The organism is Streptomyces sp. 8K308 (assembly GCF_004348315.1).
GTDB lineage: Bacteria > Actinomycetota > Actinomycetes > Streptomycetales > Streptomycetaceae > Streptomyces.
Genome location: NZ_SMKC01000006.1, coordinates 17268 through 42073 on the forward strand (window position 1 = coordinate 17268; position 24806 = coordinate 42073).

Below are 24806 nucleotides of genomic sequence, written 5' to 3' on the forward strand. Positions count from 1 at the left end.
GCCGGCGGCGGCGAGTGGGGTGCGCATGGTCAGCTCTCCCCCGGGTGGTGGTTGTGGTGTGCCGTGGTTCTCGCCGTGCGTCCGAGCCACCACTGGGCCGCCAGCAGCAGCGGCAACGCGACGCACGAAACCGGGAGTTGGAGCAACAGGGCGGTGTCGCTCGCCGCGTGCTCGGTCAGCGGCAGGCGGGCGCCGGCCAGCACCGGCAGGGCGGCCATCACGGCCGGGGTCAGCAGCCGGGACGCGGCGTCCGTCCGGCTGCCGGCCAACTGTCGTGCGCGCAGCAACGGTTCGCCGACCAGTCGGCGGACGGAGAGGCTCAGTCCGTGGGCGAGGAAGAGCAGCGCGACGACGGCCGCCGTCAGCGCGCCGGTCACGACCGGCGCGGGCCGGGGCTGTTCGCCACCGACCAGGAGCGAGGCGAGCAACCAACCCCAGGAGCCGGCCAACAGCCAACTCCCCGCCACCACCAGGGCGTCGAGCACGGGCGCCGCCGACACCCGCCGCCACCAGAGACCCGCGTCCCGCAGCAGCCAGCCGGCGAGCAGCGGCACGAGGACCGGCAGCAGCCCGCCGAACAGCTCCCCCTCCAGGGCGGGGAAGCAGCCGGCGAACACCCCCGCGGCGGCGACCAGCCACACCTCGTTCGCGAAGAACAGCGGCCCGATGCCGGCGGCCAGCACCGAACCCCGCTCGGCCCGGCCCCGGCCGAGCAGCGGCAGCAGCATCCCGAGGCCGATGTCGGCCCCCGCCAGCACGAAGTAGCCGGCCACGAAGGTCGCGAGCAGCAGCGCGGCAAGCGTTTCCATGGTCCCCTCCTCACCCGACGCGGAGGTCCGCGTGGCGCGGCCCCCGGGCGGCGGCACGCAGCAGCAGCCACCAGTTGACGGCGATCAGCGCGGCGAACAGCGGCACGAAGACGGCGAGCGACAGGCGCATCTGGACCGCGGACACCTGCGAGACGGCGTCCTCAGTGCGCAGCAGCCCGTACACCACCCACGGCTGCCGGCCGGCCTCCCGGAACACCCAGCCGGCGATCATCGCCACGTAGGGCAGCGGCACCAGCGCCATCAGCGTCAGGTGCCAGATCCGCAGCCGCCGCACCGCCCACGGCCACAGCGCGAGCAGCCCGCTGGCCAGCAGCGGCAGCGTCAGCAGCGCGAAGGCGAGCAGCATCGTGAGCCCCGCGCCCCTGGTCACCGCGGCGTCAGGCAGGTAGTCGCCCGGGCCGAAGCGCGCCACCATCTCGGCCTGCACGCGGGCGAGTTCGGCGGTGTCGTGGTCGAACGTGGCCGCCTTGGCCGGCTGCCACTCGCGGATCGCCGCCATCTGCGTGCCGCCGAAGACGACGGTGACGAACAGCGCCGGCAGCGCCGTGAAGACCCCGACGCGCAGCGACCGCCGGAAGAAGCCGTCCGGCTCCTCGCCACCCCTGAACAGGTGGTAGGCGCTCACCCCCGCCATGAACACGGCCGCCGTGAGCAGCGCCCCCGCCGTGATGTGCCCGAAGGCCAGCAGCGTGTTGGGGTTGGTCAACAGCGCGACCGGCTCCGCCAGTTCGAGCCGCCCTTCGGCCGTCTCGGCGTGCCCGCGCGGGTGGTTGAGGAAGCCGTTGGCGACGAGGATCCAGTAGGCGGACAGGTAGGCGGTGAGGGTGACCACCCACAGCGTCGCCAGGTGCACCCAGCGGTTGAACCGGTCCCAGCCGAGCAGCCACAGTGCGAGGAACGTCGACTCGACGAAGAACGCCAGCACGGTCTCCAGCGCCAGCGAGGCCCCGAACGCGTCGCCCGCGTAGTGCCCGAGCCCGGCCCAGGCCATGCCGAGCTGGAACTCCATGAGGATGCCGGTGACGATGCCGACGCCGTAGTTGATGACGTAGAGCCGCCCCCAGTACCTGACCACGCGCAGGCGCGTCTCGCCGCCACCGCGCACCGTCGCCCACGTCTGGAGCACCGCCAGGATGGTCGCGAGACCGAGGGTCAGCGCCACGAACAGGAAGTGCCCGCCGGCGGTCAGGGCGAACTGCCACCGGGCCAGGTCAAGGGTCTCCGCTTCCACGTCCCCCACGGTCGCGGCACGACATGGCGGCCCGCGTCCCCCGCCGGCTGACACCGGGCGTACCCCAGCGGTTGCGGCCGGGCGTGGCGCCGTACCACCCGGGTTGTCAGTGGTGTGGGTGCGCGGGCTCCGGGTTCTCGCACCACGGGTCCTGGCAGTGGGTGACGTACTCCTCCCGCGTGGGCGTGTCGAGGCGCCGCCCACCGAGGTCGCCTGCGGTCCAGCTGACGCGACCTGGCCGGTCGCCGGTTCGGGAACGGCAGAACTCCGTCACGGCGGCACGGAGGAGGCCGACCGGCAGGGTGCTGCGCCGATGGTGGTAGCGCGGAACGCAGGGGTCGGCGACGACCTCGGGATCGACCGACGGCGGCGTTGGGTTGTCCGAGATCCACACCTGGTCGGCGACGCTCGGATCCAGCCGCGCCGTGGAGCCCTGCGGAACGAGCCAGGTGAGGGCGCCGTGGCCGGTCCTGGCGTTCACCACGACGCGCAGCAGGCTGACGAACCCGCCCAGGTGGTCGGCGGCGCCGGGCTGCCGAGCGGCGAAGCCGAACTCGGCCGTCACCCCGCCGTACGGCCGGTCAAGGGCCGGCAGGCCGGCGAGCACCGCGCGCAGCCCCGTCGCGACGTGCTCAGGCACGGCCTCCGCCACGGGGCGCGGTTCCGGGATCGGGCTGTTCTCGATCAGCTCGGTGATCAGCCGCTCCGTCTCCGACCACGAGGCCGGCCGGCGCCATCGGCCGTGCAGGAAGACGTACAGGTCCACGGTCAGGCCCTAGCTCAGCCAGCCCGGCGTGATCATGCCGGACTCGTAGGCCAGGATGACCAGTTGGGCCCGGTCGCGGACGTCGAGCTTCGTCATGACGCGGCTGACGTGCGTCTTGGCGGTCGCCGGGCTGAGGACGAGCCGGCGCGCGATCTCGTCGTTGGTGAGCCCCGCCCCCACCAGACCCATCACCTCGCGCTCCCGCTCGGTCAGCGCGTTGAGCCGAGGGCTCGGCTCCGGCTGGCGCGCCCTGCGGCTGGCGAACTCCGCGATCAGCCGGCGGGTGATCGCCGGCGCGATCAGCGCGTCGCCGCGCGCGCAGACCCGGATCCCGTGCAGCAGCTCCATGGGCTCGGTGTCCTTCACCAGGAACCCGGACGCCCCGGCGCGCAGCGCGCCGTACACGTAGTCGTCCACGTCGAACGTGGTGAGGATGACGACCCGCACGTCCGCGAGACGCTCGTCCGCGACGATGGCCCCGGTGGCCGCGAGACCGTCCATCTCCGGCATCCGGATGTCCATCAGCACCACGTCCGGGCGGGTTTCCCGCGCCAGCGCCACGGCCTCCGTCCCGGTGGCCGCCTCGCCGACGACCTCGATGTCGTCCTCGTCCTCCAGGATCGACCGGAACCCGGCCCGAACGAGCCGCTGGTCGTCGGCGAGCAGGACACGGATGCGGTTGGTCGCGGTCATGCCGGCCAGCGTAAACGGGCCGGCTGTCGGGCCGGCGGCCACCGAGGCCATCGTCGCGGCGCTCAGAGGCTGCGGGCGGTGACGTCGCCGTGCGAGGTGGTGGCGCGGATGTCGAGTTCGGCGGTGCCGTCGTTCCTGAGGGCGTTGCTGACGCGGCCGTAGCCGGTGCCGGCGTCCAGGGCGGCCGAGACGCCGGCGGCCGCGGTGACCGAGATGTCGCCGGACTGGGTGGTCAGCGTCACCGTGCCGCGCGTGGCCTCGGCGATCCGGATGTCGCCCCGCGCGGTGCTGAGCTCCGCGGGGCCGCCCAGCCGGCCGACCTCGACGGTGGTGTCGGCGCGGTCGGCGGTGATGGACGGGACGCGCCCGGCGGGGATGTCCAGGATGGCGACACTCCCGTTGCAATCGATCGAAAGCGAACGCTACGCGCGAGACGGCGGACGGCCGGCCGAGGAGACCTGCTGGCACCAGGCGGTGAGGCGTTCCGCGAGGGGGTGCCAGGGGCGGTCGGACGGGCCCGTCAGGGAGAGGTGGCGGGAGACGGTGCGGGTGAGCGGGACCATGGTCAGCCGGTGGTCGAGCAGCGTCGCCAGCAGCCCCGGCACCACGGAGACGCCGACGCCGCCGCGCACCATGGCGAGCAGCGTGCCCATGTCCCGCACCTCGTGCGCCCATTGGAACCGGGCGCCGGCCAGCCGGTAGGCGCGCTCGATGTAGGGCTGGCAGCCGCCGGTGGAGAGGATGAAGGGGTCGTCCTCCAGGTCCACGAGGTCGATCACCGGCTCGGCGGCCAGCGGGTGGTCGCGGCGCAGCAGCGCCTGGAAGGTGTCGGTCGCCAACGAGACTCCGGGGGGCGGCTCCTGGCCGACGAGGATGGCGAGCTCCACGACGCCGTCGCGCAGCCACTCCCCCACCTCGTCGTCCTCGCCCTCCAACACCTCGACCCGAACGCCGGGGAACGCGTCCTTCCAGCCCTCAAGCAGCGCCGGGACCACGCCGAGACAGGCCGACAGCGTCGCGGCGAGCCGCATGGTCCCGGCCGGCTCGCCGCGGGCGCCGGCGGCCAGCTCGCAGACGGTGGCGTGCGCGTCGACGGCCTGGCGGGCCGGGGTGAGGATCCGCTCGCCGAACGCCGTCGGCCGGGGCCGGCCCGGGCCGCGCACCAACACGGGTACGCCGAGGGCGCGTTCGAGCGCGGCCACCGAGTGGGAGATGGCCGACTGGCTGATGCCGAGCTCGTCGGCCGCGCTGCCGAAGCCGCCGTGGTCGAGGACAGCGAGGAAGGCCCGCAGGTGGGTGATGCCGACGTTCATCCCACTCATGGTCCGCGCCCACCCGGAGCGTCGCAACGACTTTGCGCCGTGCGGCGCCGGTAGGTCATGAGCGGCGCTCATGGGGGCCGCGCGCCGCTTGTTGGCGACTCGCGCCGGCGCGCCGGCAGCATTGCCGGCACGACGCTGACGAGAGGGCGAGAGGGGCGGTTGTGGAGCGGCGCGACGAGACGCGGTGGCTGCCGGGCTTTCTGGGCCTGTCACTGATGTGGGGGTCGAGCTTCGCGCTGATCAAGGTCGCGGTGGACGCGGACGTGCCGCCGGTGTGGGTGGCGCTGTGGCGTTGCCTGTTCGGGGCGTTGGCGCTGGCCGCCATCACGGCGGCGCGGCGCGACGCGTTCCCGCGTTCGCCGGCCACCTGGGGCCACGCCCTGGTGGTGGCGCTGATGCTGAACTCGGTGCCGTTCGCGCTGCTCGCCTACGGCGAGACCCGGGTCAGCTCGGTGCTGGCCGGGATGATCAACGCGGCCACGCCGCTGTCCACGCTGCTGTTCACCCTGGCGCTGGTGCCGGGCGAACGGCTGACGCGTGGCCGGCTGGCCGGCCTCGCCACCGGCTTCTGCGGGGTGCTGGCGATGCTGGGCGGCGACATCGGCGGCGTCGGCGACGTGACGCTGGCCGGCGCCGCCGCCTGCCTCGGCTCGACCCTCTGCTACGGCGCCGGCTTCGCCTACACGCGCCGCTTCTTCGCCGACCGGCCCGGCTCGGCCGCCGCGCTCTCCACCAGCCAGCTGACGTGCGCCACGGCGCAGTTGGCGCTCGCCGCCCCGCTGCTGGGCGGCCCGCCGTCGTGGCCGGGGTGGTCGGCGGCGGCCGCGCTCGTCACCCTCGGCGCGCTGGGCACCGGCGTCGCCTACATCCTCAACCTCCGCGTCATCCGCGAGGCGGGGCCCACCGTGGCGTCGACCGTCACCTACCTGATCCCGCTGTGGTCCACGCTGCTCGGCATGCTGCTCCTCGCGGAGCCGCTGGGCTGGCGAACGGCCGCCGGCGCGCTGCTGGTGCTCGCCGGGGTCGCCCTGACGCGGGCGCGCGGCGCGGGCGGTGGGAAGCTGGACCATGCCCGTGACGAACCCATGGCTGGCCGGCCCGGCGCCCGACCGCAAGCTTGACCGCGCGCGTCTCGAGGAGCGCGTCCTCAACCTCCTGTCGTCGCAGAACATGTGCGTCGTGGCGACGACCGGCCCGAACGGGCCACTGGCCACGCCCGTGCGCTACTTCCACCTCGACTTCACGCTGCTGTTCACGGCCGTGGCCACCTCGCCGAAGATGCGGAACATCGCGGCCGACCCCCGCGTCTCGCTCGGAGTGTTCGCGCCGCTGGTCGGCCAGGCCAGCAGCCGTGGCGCACAACTCTTCGGCCGCGCCAGGGTGTTGGCCCCGGAGGATCCGGAGTTCGACCACTACTGGCCGGCCTACCGCTGGCAGTCGGACCACGTCGAGCGCTCCCGCCCGCTGGACGAGCCACCGACCGCCCCGCTGGTGGTGGTCGAGGCCGAGCGGATCGTGTACACGGAGCACTGGCTGCGGCGCGAGGGCTACGCGCCACGGCAGTTCTGGCGGCGGTAGGGCTGGCGCGCCGGGCCGAAGCATCCCCGACCCGGGCGTCAGGTCCTGGCGACGCCGTGGTGCCAGGCCCAGGCGGCGATGCCGACGCGGTTACGAACGCCGAGCTTCGCCTGGATGTGCGCGACGTGGGTTTTCGCCGTGCCCGCGCTGATGAACAGTTCGCCGCCGATCTCGGCGTTGGTCAGGCCCCGGGCGACCAACGCCGCGATCTCGGTCTCGCGTTCGGTGAGGGGGGCGACTGCCGGTGCCGTCGGGGTGGCGGGGGTGGTCAGGCTGCTCAGCAGCCGCACGGTCAACTGCGGACTGATGAGGGTGTCGCCCGCCATCGCCGCGCGCACGCCCTCGATCAGCAGGGTGGGTCCTGAACGTTTGAGCAGGAAACCGCACGCGCCGTCGCTCAGCGCGGTGTGCACATACTCGTCCAGGTCGAAGGTGGACACGACGACGACCCGGGTCACCGCCGCCAGTCGCCTGGTGACCTCCAGGCCGTCAAGCCCCGGCATGCGGACGTCGGTGACCAGCACGTCCGGCTTCAACGAGCGGGCCAGTTCGACGGCGGCGAGGCCGTCGGCCGCCTCGCCGACGACCGACATGTCGGGCTGGGAGTCCAGCACCATGCGGAAGCCGCCCCGGATGTCGTCCTGGTCGTCCGCCAGCAGAACGCGTATCGTCACCGGCTCATGATCCCGGAGCGTCGCGGAGAGCGGGAAACGAGGCGACGACCCGCCAGCCGTGCCGGCCGGCACCGGCGTGGGGACCCGCGGTCAGCTCGCCCCCCGCCACGGTGACGCTCTCCCGCAGGCCGACGAGCCCGTGGCCGCCGTGGCGGCGGGTCCCGGGGATGCACCCGCGCCCGGGGTGGTCTCCGGTGACCTCGTCGACCACCTCGACCTCCACCCGTCCCCTCGCTCCCCACCGCACGGCGACGGTCACCGCCGCGGCGGCGGTCGCGTGCCGGCGGACGTTGGTCAGTGCCTCGCTGACCACCCGGTAGCCCACGGCCTGTGCCTCCCGACCGAGCGCGCCGGACGCCTCCGGGTCGGCCGCCAGACGGACGGGCGTCCCGTCGGCCAACTGGAACCGGCGGACCAGGTCGGGGAGATGCCCCAGGTCGTGGGGGGAGGACGTGGTGGGCCGGGCGCCGTCCGCCTCGCGCAGCGCCTGGACCGTCCGGTCCATGGTCTCCAGCGCGTGCAGGCCGGCCGACTCGATGCGTTCCAGGGCGGGCAACGCCTGGCCCGGATCCGTGTCCGCGACGAACCGTGCGGCCTGCGCCTGCGCGACGATGGCGCTCACGTCGTGCGCGACGAAGTCGTGGAGGTCCCGGGCCAGTTGCAGCTGCTGACGCCGCCTCGCCGCGGCGACCACGCGGCGGGTGCGGCGGGCCAGCCGCCGTGGGTAGGCCCCCAGCCCAACGGCGACGCACACCGGCAGGAGCCAGGTCGCGGCCGCCCCCACGCGTTCAAGCCACGACACCGGCCCGTCAAGCAGGACGGCCGGCCACAGGGCGCAGGCGGCGCCTGCCGGCAGCGCGGCGAGAACCGCCTCCCGGGCCGGCGCCCACCGTGCCGTCGCCGCCAGCAGGGCCAGCAGCGCGCCCACTTCGGCGAGCTTCCATCCGGCGGCGGCCTCACCGACCGGGCGCGGCTGTGCGAGCGTCGCGGTGAGGGACAGCGTCGACGCGGCCGCGAGCAGCCAGCCGAGGCGGGCGCGGACGGCTCGGTGCCGGATCGCGACGGCCGTCCACAGGGTGAGGCAGACGGTGACGGCGGCCGGAACGGTGTGCCACGGACCGGTCTCCCCCGCGAGGGTCACGGCCGCGACCGCCGCTGACGCCAGGGCGACGGCAGCGGCCGTCTCAAGGACCGGCACGCGGCCAGGGCACAGGGGTGACATGGCGCGAGCGTACGTCCACCGCCGGGGCGGGCGTATCCGCCGTTCGGCAGGGACCCGGCACCGTGCCAGGCCCGGCGCGTCTGCCGAAACGCCGATGTGGCGGGGCGGGAGGCGGCGGGACGCTGAGCCGGTCACGCCACGCCGGTTCCGAAGGGATCCCGACCATGACCTCGCCCCTCAAGCCCCTGCCCGCTCCGCCGAGTCGGCGGGTCCGCGCCAGCTCCGGCGGCCCGTCCGTTCCGGTCTCCCGACCCGTCCGCTGGGCCGCGCACGCGGCGGCGCTCACCCTGGTGCCCTCCGGCCTGTGGCGGGTGGCCGTCGCGTTGGGGGTGCCGTCCGGCTTCGCCGAGGGGAGCGGTCTCGGCCCGGACAGCTTCCCGGGCCCGTTCTCGTTCTACCTGATCGGGCTGAGCATCGTGGCGGAGGCGCTCGGCCTCCTCGCCCTCGGTCTGGTGCGGCCGTGGGGCGAGGTGGTACCTGGCTGGGTGCCGTGGCTGGGCGGGCGCCGGGTGCCCGTCCGGGCGGTCGTGATACCAGCCGGGCTCGGCGCGCTGGTGGTCACCACCGCGGCGGTGCTGGGCGCGATCGGCTGGAACGGGTCGGAGAACATGGCGCACCCGGACGCCCCCGACGGCGCCGCGTACTGGGTGATGACAGCCGCGTACGCCCCGCTGCTGCTGTGGGGACCACTGCTCGCGATCGTCACCGTCGCCTACTACCGGCGCCGCACCCGCCCGCGGCGACAAGCCGGCGGCACCGCGTGGCAGGGGCTGCCCGCCTGACTCCCGTGCCGGCGCGGCGTCCACCGAGCGGCGTCTGCCAAACGGCATACGAGACACGCCCGGCACCATGCCTCTTTCCTGCCGATCGGCAGATGGTTCCCGGCCCGCGCGGGGACGAGGCTTCAACCACCGATCAGGCCGGCCCAAGGGGGCGGAGAGCCAAGGGAGTTCAGCCGTGTCCCCCAACACCAACCGTCGCCGTCTCACCCCGCGCCGGGCCGCCGCGGTGGCAGCGCTGCTCGCGCTGGCCACGGCGACGGGTTCGCACGCGTCCGCGACGACGCCAGGCGGCGCCCCGGAACGGGCGCACCGGGATCGGGCGTCCGACAACGCCCGCGTGCGGGGATCAGCCGACATCCACTACGCCTTCTCGCCGAACGACACCATCCACTTCACCGTCAACGCGGTCGCCGACCCGTTCTCGCGCCCCTACCCCGGTCCGGACGGCACACAGCCCGGCCTGCCGACCGACGCCCACGGCACCATCAGCTGGTCGCACCGCGTGGCGTCCACCGGGGAACTGATGGAGTCCGAGGCGGCGGTCGACTGCCTGGTGACCGGCGGCCGCACAGCCACCGTCACGGCCGTCGTCACCGCGGTCAACGACGAGAGGCTGAACGACACCATCGGCCAACGCGTCGGCATCAGCGTCCAGGACGGTGGGCCCGGCCCAAGGCATGACCGCCTCGGGTTCTCCTGGGGCGTGGGGAACCTCGACATCGACGACGACGGCAACCTGACGGCCGGACGTACCGGCACCTGCATGGCACCGGCGCCGTTCGCGCCCGTGATCCACGGCGGCTACACCGTCCACCACTCCGAGCTCCCCACGTCCCCCTGAGGACGCGGCGTTGGCCGGTCGCCGCGTCCGCACGGGCGTCGCCCACATGGTCGATCGCACGGCCGCCCTACGGGGACCGTGGCGCCGACCGTGATAAGCGCGTGCCATGACGAAACCCACGCGTATCGGTGCGAAGCCGGCGCCTACTCGGTGGCCGCTGGCCGCCGTGGCGGCCGGCTTCGCGGCGCTGTCCCTGCTGCTGGTGCCGCCGTCGCTGGCGCTGGGCTGGGACGAGATCGTGTACGTCAGCCAGTGGCCGTCCTTCGGCCCGACCGCGCCGTTCAGCGCGCCGCGGTCACGCGGGGTGCCGCTGCTGGTGGCGCCGGTGGCGGCGGTGACGGACTCGGTGGTGGCGCTGCGCTGCTGGCTCGCGGCGGCGGCCGGTCTCGCGCTCTACCTCGGCTATCTGCCGTGGCTCGCGCTCCTCCCGGGGCGACGCGCGCTGGTGCCGGTCGCGGCGGCGGCGTACGGCACGCTGTGGTTCGCGCTCTTCTACGGCGGCTCGGCGATGCCGAACCACTACGTGGCGATGGCCGCGGTCGGCGCGGTGGGCGCCTTCGCCCGGCGCCGCTGGCTGGCGCTGGCCGCGGCGGTGACGGCCGCGGGCCTGATGCGGGCCAGCGACGCGTTCTGGCTCGCCCTGCCGCTGCTTTTCTGGCCAGCCGCAGCGGGCCTGGCGGTCCGCGTGGCGACGGCCTCCGGCGGCGCGAGGTCCCCCGTGAACCCACGGGATCGCTGCGCGACGGCCCCAGCCGACCGGCAAACGGGCATGGCGCGTCTGGCGGCCCGCGTGGCGACTGCCGCCGGACGGCCGCGCGTAGCGGGCCTCGCGGCCCGCCTGCGGGGCCGCCGCGCGGCGGCCTCAGCGGCCGGAGAGGCCGGAAGTCGGCGGCGCCCGCACGGCGCGTGGCAGGCCACGACGAACGCCCGCGCCGACGCGGGCAGCGTCCGGGCGACGACCGCGCCGGACGGCGCGGACGACGCCACGGTCCCTGCCCCGCCGGACGGCGCACGCAGCGCCGCGGTCCCGCCCACGCCGAACGGCCCGCGCGACGCCGAAGCCCCGGCCGCCCCAGACGGCACCTCGTCGCCGCGCCGCAGCCACGCGACGACCGCGCCGGACGACACGGCCGATGCCGGAGCCACGACCACGCCGCACGGCGCCACCTCCGCCGCGCCGCACGGCGCCCGGTGGTCGCGCCGCGTGTGGGCCGCCGTCTCAGCCCGCGCGGCCAGCGCCCTCGCGGTCGTCGCCAGGCCTGACACGGCCAGCGCCCGCGCGGTCGTGGTGGGGTTGGTGGCCGGTGTGGGGCCGTGGGTGGTGGAGGCGGAGGCGCGGTTCGGTGGAGTGTGGGAGAGGCTGCGGGAGGCGAGTGAGATCCAGGGTGGGGCGGGGCTGACGTTCTCGTTGCCGGCGCACGCCGCCGCGCTCGACGGACCGTTGCTGTGTCGGCCGTGCGAGGGGGATCCCGTGGTGTGGCCGCTGCTGGCGTGGTGGCTGGCGCTGCCGCCGCTCACCGCCGTCGGTCTGTACGTCGGCAGGCGGCTGCCGGCCGCGAACGCCCTGTGGCTCGCGGTGGTCACCGCGGGCTCCCTCTCCTTCACCTACCTGTTCCTCATCGACTACGCGGCCACCCGCTTCCTGCTGCCGGTCTACGCGCTGCTGGCGATCCCGGCGATGTTGGGCGCGCGGGACCTGGCCCGTCGGTTGCCGTGGCGGGCCGGTGCCGTCAACGCGGTCGTCGCCGTCGTCGTGTTGGCCCACCTGGCGCCCCAACTGGCCGCCCTGCGCGCCCACGCCGGGATTCAGCGGCAGGCCCGAGCGGACTTCGCGCGCGTCGCGGCGGTGCTGCGCGGGCACGGCGTCGGGCCGCCGTGCGCGCTCGGCGGCGGGCAGGCGATCCCGGTGGCGCACGCGCTCGGCTGCCGCACGGCGGGCCGGGACGAGACGCCGACCGCGCTGGTGCTCAGGGACGAGGAGCCGCCGCGCGAGGCACGGGAGTGGACGGTGGCCGACGTGCCGGACACCTACAACGCGGGCTGGCGCGTCGCCGTCCCGCCGGCGGCCGGGGCGGGGTGAGGCGGCCACGGGCCGAGGTCGGGCAGCCCGGCGGCGGCCGTGGGCGGGATGGTGGGCGCGCGCCCGGCCAGCCAGGCCGCCAGGTCGCGCAGCCGGCCGGTCACCACGACCACGACCGCGCCCGCGCCGCCGTCGACGGACCACTCGCGCGGCACGTCCTCGGCGCGGAGGCGGGTGCCCGCCGGCAGCCGGCCGAGCAGGAAGTCGACGGCGTGCGCGGCCAACTCCGCGGGCCAGTCGTCGGGCCGCACGCCGAGGTCCAGGTCCACCGCGTGGATCCAGGACTCGCGCCAGCGCGCGAAGACCGTCGTGCCGATCGAGCCGTTGCGGAAGGTGACGGGACGGGACCAGTCCGCCTCGCGGACGCGGTCCCAGACCGCCGTCAACCGCGCGGTCTGGCGAGCGAGTTCGGCGCGGTGCTCGGCGGCCGAGCGCCCGGCCGCGGCCTCGATGATCGCGTCGCGCTCGGCCATGCCGCCGTCATAGGTCGGCACGAGCTCGCCGCGCAGGGCGTGTTCCGCGAGGCGGGCGAACATCCGCGCGTTGTCGGTGAGGTGCGCGAGCACGTGGCCGCGCGTCCAGCCGGGCAGCGGGGACGCCGCCCCGACCTGCGCGTCGGTGAGCCCGGCGACGAGCGCTTCCAGGGCGCGGTGGCCTTCGAGCACCGCGGTGACGGGAGGTCGCATGGGTCTTCAGCCTAGGACGCGATGGCCAGGGCGGCGATCGTCTCGACGGCGCGGTCGAGTTCGGCCTCGGTGTTGTAGTAGTGCGGGGAGAGCCGCACCAGCGGGTGCACGCCCCGGTCCTCGGTGTCGAACTGGGTCTGCTCGGGGTGTGTGGTGGTGACATTGATCCCCCGCGCCGCCAGCGCGGCGGCCACCTCGGCCGTGGGCACGCCGTCGACCTTGGCCGTGACGATCGCGCAGCGGCGCTCGCCCTGGTCGTGCACGCTGACGCCCGGCAGTTCGGCCAACCGGGCGCGGAGCGTGGCGCCGAGCGCCAGCGCCCGCTCGCCGACGGCGTCAAGGCCGAGGTCGAGCGCCTGCCGTACGGCCGAGCCGAGGCCGAGGACGGCGGCGTAGTTCTTCTCCCAGGTCTCGAAGCGCGCGGCGCCCTCGTGCCAGGTGAAGCCGCGGCCACCGTCCCAGGTGGCGGAGGCGATCTCGGTGACGAAGGGTTCGACGCGCTCCAGCGTCTCGGGACGCACCCACAGGAAGCCCGTTCCGCGTGGCCCGCGCAGGAACTTGCGGCCGGTGCCGGTGAGCAGGTCGCAGCCGATCTCGGCGACGTCGACCGGGAACTGGCCGACCGACTGGGTGGCGTCCAGCAGGAACGGCACGCCCGCCGCCCGCGTGATCCGGCCGACCTCGACGACCGGATTGACCAGGCCGCCGCCGGTGGGCACATGGCTGAGGCCGACCAGCCTGACGCGCTCGTCCATCAGCTCGGCGAGCGCCGCCACGTCCAGCTGCCCGCTGGCGTCGTTGGGCACGACGACGACCTCCACGCCGGCGCGGCGCGCGAGCTGGAGGTACGCCAGCACGTTGCTGCCGTACTCGGCGCGCCCTGTCAGGATCCGGTCCCCGGGGCGGAAGGAGAACGCGAGGGAGTAGAAGCCGGCCTGCCAGGCGCGCGTCGAGTTGTCGAACAGCGCGATCTCCGTCGGCCGCCCGCCCACCAGCTCGGCGACGTCGGCGTGGACCCGCTCGATCCGCTCCCGCTCGCGATCGGCCGCCTCGTACCCGCCGATCTCCGCCTCGAGCTCCAGGTGCTCGGTCATCGTCCGCAGCGTGCGGCCCGAGAGAAGGCCGGCCCCCGCGTTGTTCAGGTGCGTCCGGCGCTCGACCCCGGGGGTCGCCCTGCGCAGTGCCTCGATGTCCATGGCTCCACGCTGCCGGGCCACGTCTCGACAGTAAAGTGAATCTTTCCGGTGTTCACCCGTCAGAGATGGTGATGAATGGGGGTGGCGCGTCCGTGTACAACCTGCGCCGGCTCGAGATCCTGCGGGAGCTGCGGCACCGCGGCACGCTGGCGGCCGTAGCCGCGGCCCTCTCCTACAGCCCGTCCGCCGTCTCCCAGCAGCTGTCGCAGCTGGAGCGTGAGGTCGGCGCGCCCCTGCTCGAGCCGCACGGCCGCCGGGTGCGGCTGACGCCGCAGGCCGAGATCCTGGTCGCCCACACCGAGGCGGTGCTGCGGCGGCTCGACCGGGCGGCGGCCGACATCGCCGCGTCGCTGGCCGAGGTGACGGGGACGCTGCGGGTGGCCGGGTTCCAGACGGCCGCGCTCGCGCTGTTGCCGTCCGCGCTGAGCTGGCTGCGCGAGACCCACCCGGGGGTGCGGCTGACGTTCACGCAGGCCGAGCCGGACACCGCGCTGCCCGCGCTGCTCGCCCGGGACTGCGACCTGGTCGTCGACGAGGTCTTCCCCGGCCGGCCGCAGGCCCGCGCCGCCGAGGTCGAGCACCGGCCGCTGTGGCGCGACCCGATGCGTCTTGCCACGCGGGGGCCGGCGGATCTCGCGGCGCTCGCCGGGCGGCCGTGGGTGATGGAGCCGGTGGGCACGCCCGCGCGGGAGTGGACGACGGCCGTGTGCCGGGAGGCCGGGTTCGAGCCGGACGTCGTGTTCGAGAGCGCCGACATGCTGGTGCACGCGGAGCTGGTGGCGGCCGGCCACGCGGCGGCGTTCCTGCCCGACCTGCTGTGGTACGACCGCCGGCCGCCGGTCGCGCTGCGCCACCTGGCGGCCGACCACTACCGGGACGTGCTGGTCACCGTGCGCTCCGGCGCGGCCGAACACCCCCTGGTGCGGGCGGTGTTGACCGCGCTCTCGGCTGCGGCCGACACCGCGAGGGGCAAGGTGCGCCGACGCCTGGCAGAGCAATACAACTAGGTCCTGTCCTGTCGAGCTTGTCGGATCTGCCCGCGGCGTCAGACGCGGTGCTCCCCCAGGCTTCGTCCGGGTGGGGGCACCCCCACCCAGGCCGCCAGGCCTGAGGGAGTCGCGGGCCCGAAGAAGATCGGCAGGACAGGGCCCAGACCGGGGGCCTCCGCCTCGACCGGCCTGGTGCGGCGGCCGGCGCCCCGGGATCTCGATCTCGACGACGTCGCCGGGGCGCAGGGCGCACCGGCGGTACTGGACCACGGGACCACGGCGGACACCCAGTCCCGGAGCGACGGCCGGACAGGAACGGCCAGGGCAAGAACGGCCGGGCCGGCCGACCGGCCGAACACCGGCTCGCCGTCACGCCCGCGGTAGCGGTAGCGGCAGCCGGGCGCTGACCCGGAAGCCGGCGGCCGCTTCGCGGTTGGCGGCGGTGAGCTCGCCGCCGAGCGCACGGGCCCGGGCGGCCATGCCGGAGATGCCGCTGCCCAGCGCGCCGGCATCGGGCGCACCGGCGCCGTCGTCGTCCACGCGCAGCCGCAACTCGCCCGGCGCGTAGTCGAGGTGCACCTCGGCCGTGGTGGCGCCCGCGTGCCGGGTGACGTTGGTCAGCGACTCCTGGACGATCCGGTAGGCGGCCAGCGATATCTGCGCCGGCACCACCGGCGGCTCGCCCTCCGTGGTGACCCGCACCCGCAGCCCACCCACCGAGGCGCGCTCGGCGAGCTCCGCGATCCGCTCAAGACCCGCGGGCGCCGGCTCGGTCGGCGCGGCCTCGTCGACCTGCCGCAACACCCCGAGGGTGGCGCGCAGTTCGCGCAGCGCCTCCTTGCTGGCGTCCCGCACGAACTCCAGCGCCGTCACCAACTCGGCCGTCTCACCTGGGCGTTTGGCGCTACGGTGCAGGGCAGCCGCCGACTGCACGTTGATCAACGAGATGTTGTGGCCCAACACGTCGTGCAGCTCGCGGGCGATCCGCAGCCGCTCCTCGGTCGCCGACTGGCGCGCCCGGCCGTCACGCTCCCGCTCGGCGGCCAGCATCCGCTGCTCCACCTCGTGCTGGTAGGCGGCGCGCACCCGCATGGAGTGCCCCAGCGCGATCAGGCTCACCACCCAGCCGCTGAGCATCACCAGCGCCACGTCGTCCACGTGCCGCACCCCGCCGTCCGCCAGCGTCTCGCCGTAGGCGACGCACAGCACGGCGATCCCGGCCAGCGTGACGGCGGCGGCCAGCTGGCCGGCCCTGGCCACGGTGTAGAGGGCGACGACCAGGGCGATCATCGGCGTGGCGCCGTCGGCGACGGACAGCGGGTAGTAGACGAAGCAGGCCAGCAGCGTGCCGGCGGCTACGGCCACCGGCCACCGGTGCCGCACCCCGAAGGCGACCCAGCAGGCGGCGCGCAGCGCGATGTCGCCGAGCAGCGCGAGCGGGGCCAGGTCCAGGTCCCGGAGGAACATCGCGCCGGTCTCCGCCAGCGCCACCAGGCCGAGCAGGACCATGAGGGTGTCCACCCGGAACCACGTCTCGGCCGCGCCAAAGGACCTGCGGGGGAATGTGAGGGCCATGCCGGCCAGAGTACGTAGGCTTGGGCCAAGCAGCGCGGTTCCGCTCCCGCCTGCGGTTTCAAACCGAGGAGGCGTCCCCATGACCGGCCCCGCACCGGAGAGCAACGAGCCCGCGCACGACCCCGAGGTGCTCCAGCTCGCCGCCAAGGTCTTCGACCTGGCCCGGCAGGGCGACACCGACACCGTCGCCGCCTACGTCGACGCGGGCGTGCCGGCGAATCTCAGCAACGACAGGGGCGACACGCTGCTGATGCTGGCCGCGTACCACGGGCACGCGGACACGGTGCGGGCGCTGCTCGAACGCGGCGCCGACGCCACGCGGGTGAACGACCGCGGCCAGACGCCCATCGCGGGCGCCGTCTTCAAGGGCGCCATCGACGTCGTCCGCACCCTCCTGGACGCCGGCGCCGACCCAGCGGCCGGCCAACCCTCCGCCATCGACACGGCCCGCATGTTCGGCCGCACGGAGCTTCTGGCCCTCTTCGGAACGGAATAGCCTGCGGCCGGCCCGACCACACCGCGAAACGCCCACCGCCACGCGGCGAAGCGGAGACGCCGCGAAGCGGCAACCCGACCACCGTACGGCCACCACGCCGCGCGGTGGCGCGGAACCGGGCGGCGCGAACCGCCAGCGGTCCCGTCCACGCCTGCCACCACGCAGGCGGGCCCAGCGGTGTGGCGCAGCCGGCCGCAGGCGGCCGCATCGGGCGAGCGTGCTGTCGGCCGAAGGTTGACAACCGCCGCGAGACGGCGCGCAGCGCCGTCGGCCGCGCCGCTCAGGCGCCCCGCAGGCCGTAGAGGCGGCGCGCGTTCCCGCCGGCGATCAGCGCGGCGACGCGCGCCGCGTCGGCCGGCGCCCAGGAGCCGTCCTTGACCCAGCCGTCGAGGAGTTCGCCGAGCCCGGCGGTGAAGGCGCGGGAGCCCACCAGGTAGAGCTCGGGCAGCCCGTAGGCGTCGGTGGAGAACAGCAGCTTGCCGAACGGCGTCAGTTCGAGCGCCTCGGCGAGCACGGCCCGCGCCCGGGCGCCGGTGTGGCCGAGGGTGAGGCCGAGGTCCGCGTAGACGTGCGGGTGGACGGCGGCCAGGTATCCGGCGCCCCGGTGGTAGGGGTAGCAGTGCAGCAGCACCAGGCGGCAGCCGGTGGGGCGGACGGCCCGGATGAAGTCGGTGAGCAGCAGAGGGTCGGCGTCGGGCAGCCGCAGGTCGGGGTCACCGAAGCCGGTGTGGATCTGGAGCGGCAGCCCGCTCTCGGCCGCCGACCACAGCAGGTGGCGCAGCAGCACCGGGTCCGTGAGCCGGTCGCCGGTCCCGCGGTCGGCGAGCCAGCGGCCGGCGGCGGACCGGAGTTCGGCGGCGGACGGCGGGGCCGGGTCGAGGGCGAGGCCGTGCCGGTAGGCGGCGATGGACTTGAACGCGACGGCGGTGCGGGCCGCCTCGGCGACGGCCTCGGCGAGCCGGCCGGGGAACGCGGCGGCGTCCGGGCCCAGGTCGGCCACCGTCTCGGCGAGCGTCTCGAGCCGGACGACCTCGCGCGCGGGCGCGCCGGCGGCCTCGGCGAGCTCGGCCGGGGTGAGCAGGTCGCCTGGAAGCCCGGTGTCGACAAGGAGAGCAGTGAGGCCGGCGGCGCGCAGCAGCCGGCGGGTGACCTCCGGGGTGCCGAGCTCGCGGCGCCGCGAAAGGTAGTCGTCGGGTGGGCAGTTGGCCGGCAGGTCGAGGACGGGGGCGCACCAGCGGCGGACGGCGAAGCCGAGTTGGCTGTCGAAGTGGCTGGTACCGGGCGCGGGCGGCGCGTCGGACTCGGTCAGCAACGCGCCGAAGTGGGCGGTGTCGACGGGGCCTTGGCGCAACACGCCGTGGCAGTGCTGGTCGACGAGGTCCATGCTGCTCATCACTAGTACCGCTCCCTGGTGGCGGCGGCGATCTCCTCGGGGGTGGCGGTGGCGAACAGGGCGACCTCGCCCTGCCGGACGGCGAGGATCGCGCCGTACAACTCCTCGCCGAGCGCGGTGCGCAGCACGGTGGCGGACTCCAGGTGGTCGAGGGCGGCCGGCAGCGACTCGGGCAGCCGGGGCGGCGGGGCGACGCGGCGTTCGGCCGGGTCGCCGGCGACGGGCTGCGGCAGGGTGAGCCCGTCGGCGACCCCGGCGAGACCGGCGGCGATGACGGCGCCGGTCACCAGGTACGGGTTGGCGGCGCCGTCGAAGCACTTGATCTCGGCATTGGCGGCGTCCTGGTCGTCGGGCGCGCCGGTGACGAAGCGGACGGCGGCCTCGCGGTTCTCCAGGCCCCAGCACTGGAAGGCGCCGGCCCAGACGGAGGGCCGCAGCCGCAGGTAGCTGGCGGGGCTCGGGGCGCCGATGGCGAGCAGCGCGGGCAGTTCGCGCAGCACGCCGGCGAGGAACGCCTCGCAGACCGCGCTCATGCCGAACGGGCCGTCGCCGTCGCGGCAGGCGTTCTTGCCGCCGCGCCACAGGCTGAGGTGCAGGTGGCGGCCGTTGCCGAGGCCCGCGGTGTCGACGACGGGGGCGAAGGAGGCGGCGAGGCCGTGCCGCTGGGAGACGGCGCGCACGGTCTCCCGGACCAGCACGGCGTCGTCGGCGGCGGTGACGGGGGCGGCGGGTCTGGCGGAGATCTCGAACTGTCCCGGCGAGTACTCGGGGTGGAGCTGGAGCAGCGGCAGCCCCTGGGCGGCGAACGCCTCGGCGAGGTCCCGGAGGTAGTCGGAGCTCTCGACGAGCCGGCTCATGCCGTAGGCGGGCCCGGCGCCGCCCGCCGGCACCCGCGCGTCCCCGAGATCACCCGGACGTGTGACGACCCATTCGGTCTCGAAGCCCATCCGCAGTTCGAGACCGTGCTCGGCGAGCGCCCGCTCGGCCTGCCGGCGGACGAACCGGCGCTGGCAGGCCGCGTAGGGGGCGCGGGTCTGCTCGTAGCGGTCGGCGGGCGCCCAGGCCCAGCCGGGTTGGGCGGCGAGCACGGTGAGCCGGTCGAGGTCGGGGACGAGCCGCAGGTCGCCGTCGGGGCCGCCGATCCTGGGGCTGCTGGTGATGGAGTCGTCGACGAGGAAGACGTCGAAGACGGGCGACATCCCGACGCCGCGCCGCACGGCTTCCGCGAGCCGGGACACGGGGACCGCCTTGACGCGGGTGAGCCCGGCGTTGTCGACCCAGGTGAGGGCGACGGCGCTGACCTTGGCGGCGTTGAGGCGCTGCATGAGCTGCTGTTCCGGCTCCATGCGCGCACCTTGCCGTCGCGGGGGGCTTGGCGCAACCGGCCCGCCACGGCGTGTCACGGCACGGAGGGTCCCGAGAGGTAGGTGCCGTTCTCGTCGTGGGGCCAGGCGTTGGCGACGCAGCCGTCCAGGCCCCTGATCTGCTGCATCATCGCGGGGGCCGGCGCGCCGGGCTCCGGGCAACCCTCGTGGCCGTGGCCGAGGTAGTGGCCGACCTCGTGGTTGATGATCAGCGCCCGGTACTCCTCGACGGGGCCCGGGAACTGCGGCGAACCCTCCACCCAGCGGCGGAGGTTGACGACGACGGTCTGGGCGACGCTGCAGTTGACCTCGCCGCCGGTGTCGAGGCCGTACTGGCCGCAGATGTCGTCGACGGTCCCCGGGGTGGCGATCTGGACGACGAAGTCCGCCGGCCCCTCGCCGACCAGGTGGAAGCCGGTGTCGCCCTCGGCGGTCCAGCCGCGCGGGTCGGCGAGGATGTCCTGGACCTCGGTGGCGGCCTCGTCGGGGGCGATCTCGATGCCGTCCTCGACCTCGAGACGGTAGGTGAGGACGGTGTCGCCCCCGACCGGCTCGCCGCCACCCCGCGCGACGCGGAAGGTGCCGGGGCCGGTCTCGGGAACGGGTATCCGCTCCTCGTCGGTGGGCTCGGAGTCGGGTGCCGGCTCCGAGTCCTGCTCCTGCTCCTGCTCCTGCTCGGGCTCGGGCTCAGGCGGTGTGGGGTCGCCGGCGGCGGGGATCTCGGCGACCGGCGGCGGTTCGGCTTCCGGGCGCGTCTCGGCCAGCACGTCGTCCCGCATCACGATCCGCAGCGTCACCACCGCGACGGCGAGCACGACGAGCAGCGCGGCGCCCCTGACGACGCGGGCCGCGCGGCCGGTGCGTCTGCGGCGTCGCGTGCGCCGTCTCGACGAATGGGCACGACGGGCTCGGGTGCCCATGGTGGTTCCTCTCCGTGGTGCTTGTGATGCTGTCGTGACCCCCGTGCGTCGGAGATCAGATCATGACGCCATCGCCTGGGCCAACTCGGCACCCTCCAGTAGGAGTTCGCGCGCCTCCTGGCTCTCGGCCAGGGCCGCCAGGTCGGCGGAGTCCACCGGCACCGCGCTGCCCGTGCCCGCGTCGGCGGCCACCCCGATCGTGGCCACGACGCCACCGAAGGCGAAGCGCGCCCAGAGATCGAAGACCGTCCCACCCGCCGAGTTCTCGTTCACGGCGAGGGGGGTTCCGTCGGAGAGTCGCACCTCGGTGCAGCGGCCGGGGGCCGCGTTCTCGTCGCAGCGGCCGGCGTCGGGGTCGATGTCCGCGCGGGTGGCCGAGAAGGTGACCAGCGAGTCGACGCCGTTCTCGGCCGAGGCCCGGTAGCCGGCGATGTCGTAGTCGGTCGTCGAGACGGCGCCGAGTTCCTCGGGCAACTGCTCGCTCAGCATCGCGACGACGCGGGCGCGGTAGTCGACGGCGCGCTCGTGGTAGTCCTCGGCGTCCTCGGTCGGGACCGGGGTGGCCAGGGTCGGGCCCACCGGCCCCGGCTCGGCCACGGTGGACGTGGGCGGCTGGGCCCTCGCGTCGTCGTCCCGCGGCACGAAGCCGATGACCAGGACCGTGGCGAGCGTCGCCGCGGCGACGCCGCCGCCGGCCGTGGCCAGCCGGACCCTCGCCGCCCGGCGCCGCCGGCCCAGCGCGAGCGCCGCGGGCACCAGGTCGACGGGGGGCGCCAGGCCACCGACCGCCTGTTCCATCGCCCGCCTGAGCTCTGGCTCCTCGGCGTGGAAGTCGTGCACGGTCGTCCCCATTCGTTGTCTGTCCTGTTCGTGATGTTGCGCTGTTCGTCTCAGTGGTGCGGCTCGGCGCCGAGGCTCGCGTAGAAGTCGGCATAGGGCTCGGCGCGCAGCTCGGCGTCGTCGAGGCGGTCGCGCAGCAGCGCGAGGGAGCGGGAGCAGGTGCTTCTGACGGTGGACTGGCCGCACCGCATAAGGCCGGCCACGGTCGCCACGCTCAGGTCCTCCCAGTAGCGCAGGATGAGCATCGCCCGCGCCCTCGGCGGCAGTTCGCCGAGCGCGGCGAGCAGCGTCACGCGCAGCGCCGGGTCGCCGGGCGCGGTGGGGTTGTCCTGGACCGCGTGCGCGCGCCGGCTGAGCAGTCCCCTCCGCTGCTCGGCCAGGAACGTGCGGGTGAGCACCGCGCGCGCGTAGGCGTCGATGTTGTCCGCGCGCATCGCCCGCGGCCAGTAACGCAGCAGCCGTACCAGGGTGTTCTGGACGAGGTCCTGCGCCCCGTGGGTGTCGCCGCACAGCAGCACCGCCGTGCGGTAGAGCCGGCTCTGGCGGGCGCGCGCGTACTCCTCGAACTCCTGGTAGTAGCCCATCCACTCTCCGTCTCGAAGCGCTGCGCCCTTCTCGCGCCTGTCACTCACTACTGAGTCGCCGAGGGCGGCAGAAGGCTGAGTAACGATCGCATAACGCACGGACGCCCGCGCGCTCCCGGAGGTTTGGGGAGCACGCGGGCGCGACGTACGGCAACCGCCGTCGAGCGGGCGAGCGGCGGCCGGACATCGGGGGCGGCCCGCCACCGACCGACGGCCGAACCGCCGCCTCCGGCCACCGGCAGCGCGGACCGCGCGGTGCGGCCCGCACCGTCCGGCGCCCCCTCGAACCGGTAGGCCGGCAGTCCGATCGGGCCGGCCACCCATCAGACCAACAGGCCACGCCGACCCAGCCGGCCACCCTTCGAACCGGTAGGCCGGCAGGCCGATCCGGCAGGCCGATCCGGCAGGCCGTGACGTCAGACGCGCTCGACGACCGGCCTGTCCTCGTCGGACGGCCCGTCGCCCGGGCCGCCGCGCAGCGGGACCTCCTCGACGAACAGCGCCAGCGCGAACGCCGCCACCGCGATCAACCCGCCGACCAGGAAGGCGATACTGGTGCCGGAGGCCACCGCGTGCTCGTACGCCGCACGCACCTGGTCGGGCAGCGCGGCCAGGCTCGACGCGTCGAGCGCCGCCGACTCCTGGGTGGCTCCGCCGGCCGCCGCCCCGCTGGCGGCCATCTCGTCGTTCACCCGGGAGGTGAACAGCGCTCCCATGATGGCGACGCCGAACGAGCTGCCCACGGTGCGGAAGAGGGTGGAGGTGGAGGAGGCCACGCCCATGTCCTTGAGCTCCACGCTGTTCTGCGCGACCAGCATGGTGGTCTGCATCAGGAAGCCCATGCCGGCGCCGAGCACCGCCATGTAGAGACCCGAGGCCAGCCGGCCGGTGTCGGTGTCCATGGTGGAGAGCAGCAGCAGGCCGAGCACCATCAGCGCGCCGCCGACGATGGGAAACATCCGGTAGCGGCCGGTCGCGGTGGTGGCGCGGCCGGCGACCATGGAGACCGCCATCATCGACAGCAGCATCGGGAGGAGCTGGAGCCCGGAGTTGGTGGCGGAGGCGCCCTGCACGGCCTGCTGGAACAGCGGCAGGTAGAGCGTGGCGCCGAACATCACAAAGCCGACGAGGAAGCCGATCAGCGCCATCAGCGTGAAGTTGCGGCTGCGGAAGATGTGCAGCGGCATCACCGGCTCGGCGGCCCTGGTCTGGGACCAGACGAAGGCGACCAGCGCGAGCACGCCGAGCACGGTGAGGCCGACGATCTGGGCGGAGGCCCAGTGGTACTCGGTGCCACCCCAGGTGGTGACCAGCACGATCGAGGTGATGCCGACCACCAGCAGCGCGGCGCCCAGGTAGTCGATGCGGTGCGGGGAGCGCCGCTTGGGCAGGTGCAGCACCAGCGCCAGCATGACGAGGACGGCGCCGCCGAGCGGCAGGTTGATGTAGAAGGTCCAGCGCCAGCCGAGGTGGTCGGTGATCAGGCCGCCGAGCGAGGGGCCGCCGATCATCGCCAGCGCCATCACGCCGGCCATCATGCCCTGGTAGCGGCCGCGCTCCCGGGGCGGCACCAGGTCGCCGATGATCGCCATCACGCCGACGAGCAGGCCGCCGGCGCCCAGGCCCTGGACGGCCCGGAAGGCGATCAGCTGGCCCATGTCCTGGGCGAGCCCGGAGAGCGCCGAGCCGACGAGGAAGATCACGATGGAGGTCAGGAAGGAGCCCTTCCTGCCGTACATGTCGCCGATCTTGCCCCAGATCGGCGTGGCGGCGGCCGTGGCCAGCGTGTAGGCCGTGACCACCCAGGACAGATGCTCGGTGCCGCCGAGTTCGCCCACGATGGTGGGCATGGCGGTGCCGATGATCATGTTGTCCAGCATCGCGAGCATGATCGCGATCACCAGGGCCAGGACGACCGGCGTCAGGTTGCGCTGCGCCGCCCCCTCGACCTGCCCCTGGTCTACGACCCGTTCCTGGGACACGATGAGACACCTCTCTCACTTACTTGCCGCCCGGCAAGTTGGGTACCCTGGAGACGCTAGAGCGGCTACTAGCCGGCCGTCAAGTAAGTAATGAGTAAAGTGGGAGCAGAACGATGAACGGCACGCGCCCTTCGCGCCGGTCCGACACCCGGCAGCGCATCCAGGAGGTCGCCCTGGAACTCTTCGCCGAGCAGGGCTACGAGAAGACCTCACTGCGCGAGATCGCCGAGCGCCTCGATGTCACCAAGGCCGCGCTGTACTACCACTTCAAGACCAAGGAAGACATCATCAGCAGCATCTTCGAGGACCTGACCAGGCCCGTCGACGAGCTGATCGGCTGGGCGCGCGAGCAGCCCCGCACGCTGGAGACCAAGCACGAGGTCCTGCGCCGCTACGGCGCGAACCTGGCCGCCGCACAACCGCTCTTCCGCTTCATGCACGAGAACCAGGCCACCGTGCGCGACCTCCAGATCCGCGACGCCCTCAAGGTACGGATGGGCGACATGCTCGGCCTGCTCGTCCCCGAGGGCGCCCCGCTCCCCGCCCGGCTCCGCGCCGTCACCGCCTTCATGAGCCTGCACGCCGCCGTCTTCGCCCTCGACGCGCTCGACGTGGTCGACGCCACGGTCGACGAACGCCTCGCCACCGCCCTCGAACTCGCCAACGAACTGATCGAGTCGGCCGACGCCCTCGCGACGAACTGACCGCCGCGCTCGCCGACGCCGTCTTGACCTTCACGCCGGCGGCAGGGTGAACGCTCGC

The 24806-nt window shown here is 74.5% G+C and carries 25 protein-coding genes; 8 read left to right on the top strand and 17 right to left on the bottom strand.

Going from position 1 to position 24806, the window contains the following annotated elements; genetic code table 11:
• Positions 1-29: 29 nt before the first annotated feature.
• The 6 genes from E1265_RS02020 to E1265_RS02045 form a co-directional block, all read right to left on the bottom strand.
• The gene (locus E1265_RS02020; protein WP_132928450.1) at positions 30-809 is read right to left on the bottom strand and encodes a cytochrome d ubiquinol oxidase subunit II; all 780 of its coding nucleotides are present in this window, start codon (positions 807-809) and stop codon (positions 30-32) included.
• 10 nt (positions 810-819) lie between these two features.
• Positions 820-2061: a cytochrome ubiquinol oxidase subunit I gene (locus tag E1265_RS02025; RefSeq protein WP_132928451.1), complete on the bottom strand. Its 1242-nt coding sequence runs from the start codon at positions 2059-2061 to the stop codon at positions 820-822.
• Between the two features lie 106 nt (positions 2062-2167).
• Positions 2168-2827, bottom strand: coding sequence for an Imm1 family immunity protein (locus tag E1265_RS02030; RefSeq protein WP_165953620.1), 660 nt, complete (start codon positions 2825-2827; stop codon positions 2168-2170).
• Positions 2828-2836: 9 nt separating this feature from the next.
• A complete protein-coding gene (locus E1265_RS02035; protein ID WP_132928453.1) occupies positions 2837-3520 on the bottom strand; it encodes a response regulator transcription factor in 684 nt (227 codons plus the stop codon).
• A 62-nt stretch (positions 3521-3582) separates the two neighbouring features.
• Positions 3583-3897: a DUF4097 family beta strand repeat-containing protein gene (locus E1265_RS02040; RefSeq protein WP_279571388.1), complete on the bottom strand. Its 315-nt coding sequence runs from the start codon at positions 3895-3897 to the stop codon at positions 3583-3585.
• Positions 3898-3942: 45 nt separating this feature from the next.
• A complete protein-coding gene (locus E1265_RS02045; protein WP_132928455.1) occupies positions 3943-4833 on the bottom strand; it encodes a LysR family transcriptional regulator in 891 nt (296 codons plus the stop codon).
• A 170-nt stretch (positions 4834-5003) separates the two neighbouring features.
• Between E1265_RS02045 and E1265_RS02050 the strand changes: the two genes are divergently transcribed.
• Both E1265_RS02050 and E1265_RS02055 read left to right on the top strand, forming a co-directional pair.
• Entirely contained in the window at positions 5004-5963 is a 960-nt protein-coding gene (locus E1265_RS02050; protein WP_243740470.1) for a DMT family transporter, read from the top strand.
• Positions 5911-6420, top strand: coding sequence for a pyridoxamine 5'-phosphate oxidase family protein (locus tag E1265_RS02055; protein WP_132928456.1), 510 nt, complete (start codon positions 5911-5913; stop codon positions 6418-6420). The genes E1265_RS02050 and E1265_RS02055 overlap by 53 nt, the downstream gene beginning before the upstream one ends.
• Positions 6421-6458: 38 nt before the next feature.
• Here E1265_RS02055 and E1265_RS02060 read toward each other — a convergent pair whose 3' ends face one another.
• On the bottom strand, positions 6459-7094 hold the full coding sequence (locus E1265_RS02060; RefSeq protein WP_132928457.1) for a response regulator transcription factor: 636 nt from the start codon (positions 7092-7094) through the stop codon (positions 6459-6461).
• Positions 7095-7098: 4 nt separating this feature from the next.
• Positions 7099-8316: a histidine kinase gene (locus E1265_RS02065; protein ID WP_132928458.1), complete on the bottom strand. Its 1218-nt coding sequence runs from the start codon at positions 8314-8316 to the stop codon at positions 7099-7101.
• Between the two features lie 164 nt (positions 8317-8480).
• On the opposite strand from E1265_RS02065, the gene E1265_RS02070 reads away from it, so the two are divergent.
• The 3 genes from E1265_RS02070 (at position 8481) to E1265_RS02080 (ending at position 12019) form a co-directional block, all read left to right on the top strand.
• Positions 8481-9098 (top strand): hypothetical protein, encoded by a 618-nt coding sequence (locus tag E1265_RS02070; protein ID WP_243740471.1) that lies wholly within the window; start codon positions 8481-8483, stop codon positions 9096-9098.
• Between the two features lie 175 nt (positions 9099-9273).
• Positions 9274-9939, top strand: coding sequence for a hypothetical protein (locus tag E1265_RS02075; protein WP_132928459.1), 666 nt, complete (start codon positions 9274-9276; stop codon positions 9937-9939).
• A gap of 106 nt (positions 9940-10045) precedes the next feature.
• Complete coding sequence (locus E1265_RS02080) at positions 10046-12019, top strand: hypothetical protein (protein WP_132928460.1); 1974 nt, start codon at positions 10046-10048, stop codon at positions 12017-12019.
• Here the strand turns inward: E1265_RS02080 and E1265_RS02085 are convergent.
• On the bottom strand, positions 11968-12705 hold the full coding sequence (locus E1265_RS02085; protein WP_132928461.1) for a maleylpyruvate isomerase family mycothiol-dependent enzyme: 738 nt from the start codon (positions 12703-12705) through the stop codon (positions 11968-11970). The two genes, E1265_RS02080 and E1265_RS02085, sit on opposite strands and share 52 nt — an antisense overlap.
• A gap of 11 nt (positions 12706-12716) precedes the next feature.
• Positions 12717-13901, bottom strand: coding sequence for an aminotransferase class V-fold PLP-dependent enzyme (locus E1265_RS02090; RefSeq protein ID WP_132928462.1), 1185 nt, complete (start codon positions 13899-13901; stop codon positions 12717-12719).
• A 92-nt stretch (positions 13902-13993) separates the two neighbouring features.
• Here E1265_RS02090 and E1265_RS02095 point away from each other — a divergent pair, with 92 nt between their 5' ends.
• Positions 13994-14908: a LysR family transcriptional regulator gene (locus tag E1265_RS02095; RefSeq protein WP_132928463.1), complete on the top strand. Its 915-nt coding sequence runs from the start codon at positions 13994-13996 to the stop codon at positions 14906-14908.
• Between the two features lie 351 nt (positions 14909-15259).
• Here E1265_RS02095 and E1265_RS02100 read toward each other — a convergent pair whose 3' ends face one another.
• Complete coding sequence (locus E1265_RS02100) at positions 15260-16465, bottom strand: sensor histidine kinase (protein ID WP_243740472.1); 1206 nt, start codon at positions 16463-16465, stop codon at positions 15260-15262.
• Positions 16466-16544: 79 nt separating this feature from the next.
• Between E1265_RS02100 and E1265_RS02105 the strand changes: the two genes are divergently transcribed.
• On the top strand, positions 16545-16961 hold the full coding sequence (locus tag E1265_RS02105; protein WP_132928464.1) for an ankyrin repeat domain-containing protein: 417 nt from the start codon (positions 16545-16547) through the stop codon (positions 16959-16961).
• 280 nt (positions 16962-17241) lie between these two features.
• Here E1265_RS02105 and E1265_RS02110 read toward each other — a convergent pair whose 3' ends face one another.
• From E1265_RS02110 to E1265_RS02135, 6 genes are all read right to left on the bottom strand, one after another.
• On the bottom strand, positions 17242-18345 hold the full coding sequence (locus tag E1265_RS02110; protein WP_132928496.1) for an amidohydrolase family protein: 1104 nt from the start codon (positions 18343-18345) through the stop codon (positions 17242-17244).
• A gap of 11 nt (positions 18346-18356) precedes the next feature.
• Positions 18357-19700, bottom strand: a complete 1344-nt coding sequence (locus tag E1265_RS02115; RefSeq protein WP_132928465.1) for a glutamine synthetase family protein — start codon at positions 19698-19700, stop codon at positions 18357-18359.
• Between the two features lie 53 nt (positions 19701-19753).
• Positions 19754-20638, bottom strand: coding sequence for a DUF3152 domain-containing protein (locus E1265_RS02120; RefSeq protein ID WP_132928466.1), 885 nt, complete (start codon positions 20636-20638; stop codon positions 19754-19756).
• A 60-nt stretch (positions 20639-20698) separates the two neighbouring features.
• Complete coding sequence (locus tag E1265_RS02125; RefSeq protein WP_132928467.1) at positions 20699-21490, bottom strand: hypothetical protein; 792 nt, start codon at positions 21488-21490, stop codon at positions 20699-20701.
• Positions 21491-21528: 38 nt separating this feature from the next.
• Entirely contained in the window at positions 21529-22062 is a 534-nt protein-coding gene (locus E1265_RS02130) for a SigE family RNA polymerase sigma factor (RefSeq protein ID WP_132928468.1), read from the bottom strand.
• A gap of 416 nt (positions 22063-22478) precedes the next feature.
• Entirely contained in the window at positions 22479-24044 is a 1566-nt protein-coding gene (locus tag E1265_RS02135; RefSeq protein WP_279571386.1) for an MDR family MFS transporter, read from the bottom strand.
• Positions 24045-24157: 113 nt separating this feature from the next.
• Here E1265_RS02135 and E1265_RS02140 point away from each other — a divergent pair, with 113 nt between their 5' ends.
• Entirely contained in the window at positions 24158-24748 is a 591-nt protein-coding gene (locus E1265_RS02140; RefSeq protein ID WP_132928469.1) for a TetR/AcrR family transcriptional regulator, read from the top strand.
• Positions 24749-24806 lie beyond the last annotated feature (58 nt).

Coding starts and splice junctions, on each gene's coding strand:
- E1265_RS02080 (WP_132928460.1), top strand. CDS start 10,046: ATGACGAAACCCACGCGTATCGGTGCGAAGCCGGCGCCTACTCGGTGG.
- E1265_RS02110 (WP_132928496.1), bottom strand. CDS start 18,345: ATGGACCTCGTCGACCAGCACTGCCACGGCGTGTTGCGCCAAGGCCCC.
- E1265_RS02140 (WP_132928469.1), top strand. CDS start 24,158: ATGAACGGCACGCGCCCTTCGCGCCGGTCCGACACCCGGCAGCGCATC.
- E1265_RS02130 (WP_132928468.1), bottom strand. CDS start 22,062: ATGGGCTACTACCAGGAGTTCGAGGAGTACGCGCGCGCCCGCCAGAGC.
- E1265_RS02055 (WP_132928456.1), top strand. CDS start 5,911: ATGCCCGTGACGAACCCATGGCTGGCCGGCCCGGCGCCCGACCGCAAG.
- E1265_RS02085 (WP_132928461.1), bottom strand. CDS start 12,705: ATGCGACCTCCCGTCACCGCGGTGCTCGAAGGCCACCGCGCCCTGGAA.
- E1265_RS02115 (WP_132928465.1), bottom strand. CDS start 19,700: ATGGAGCCGGAACAGCAGCTCATGCAGCGCCTCAACGCCGCCAAGGTC.
- E1265_RS02035 (WP_132928453.1), bottom strand. CDS start 3,520: ATGACCGCGACCAACCGCATCCGTGTCCTGCTCGCCGACGACCAGCGG.
- E1265_RS02045 (WP_132928455.1), bottom strand. CDS start 4,833: ATGAACGTCGGCATCACCCACCTGCGGGCCTTCCTCGCTGTCCTCGAC.
- E1265_RS02065 (WP_132928458.1), bottom strand. CDS start 8,316: ATGTCACCCCTGTGCCCTGGCCGCGTGCCGGTCCTTGAGACGGCCGCT.
- E1265_RS02120 (WP_132928466.1), bottom strand. CDS start 20,638: ATGGGCACCCGAGCCCGTCGTGCCCATTCGTCGAGACGGCGCACGCGA.
- E1265_RS02020 (WP_132928450.1), bottom strand. CDS start 809: ATGGAAACGCTTGCCGCGCTGCTGCTCGCGACCTTCGTGGCCGGCTAC.
- E1265_RS02100 (WP_243740472.1), bottom strand. CDS start 16,465: ATGGCCCTCACATTCCCCCGCAGGTCCTTTGGCGCGGCCGAGACGTGG.
- E1265_RS02070 (WP_243740471.1), top strand. CDS start 8,481: ATGACCTCGCCCCTCAAGCCCCTGCCCGCTCCGCCGAGTCGGCGGGTC.
- E1265_RS02105 (WP_132928464.1), top strand. CDS start 16,545: ATGACCGGCCCCGCACCGGAGAGCAACGAGCCCGCGCACGACCCCGAG.
- E1265_RS02090 (WP_132928462.1), bottom strand. CDS start 13,901: ATGGACATCGAGGCACTGCGCAGGGCGACCCCCGGGGTCGAGCGCCGG.
- E1265_RS02125 (WP_132928467.1), bottom strand. CDS start 21,490: ATGGGGACGACCGTGCACGACTTCCACGCCGAGGAGCCAGAGCTCAGG.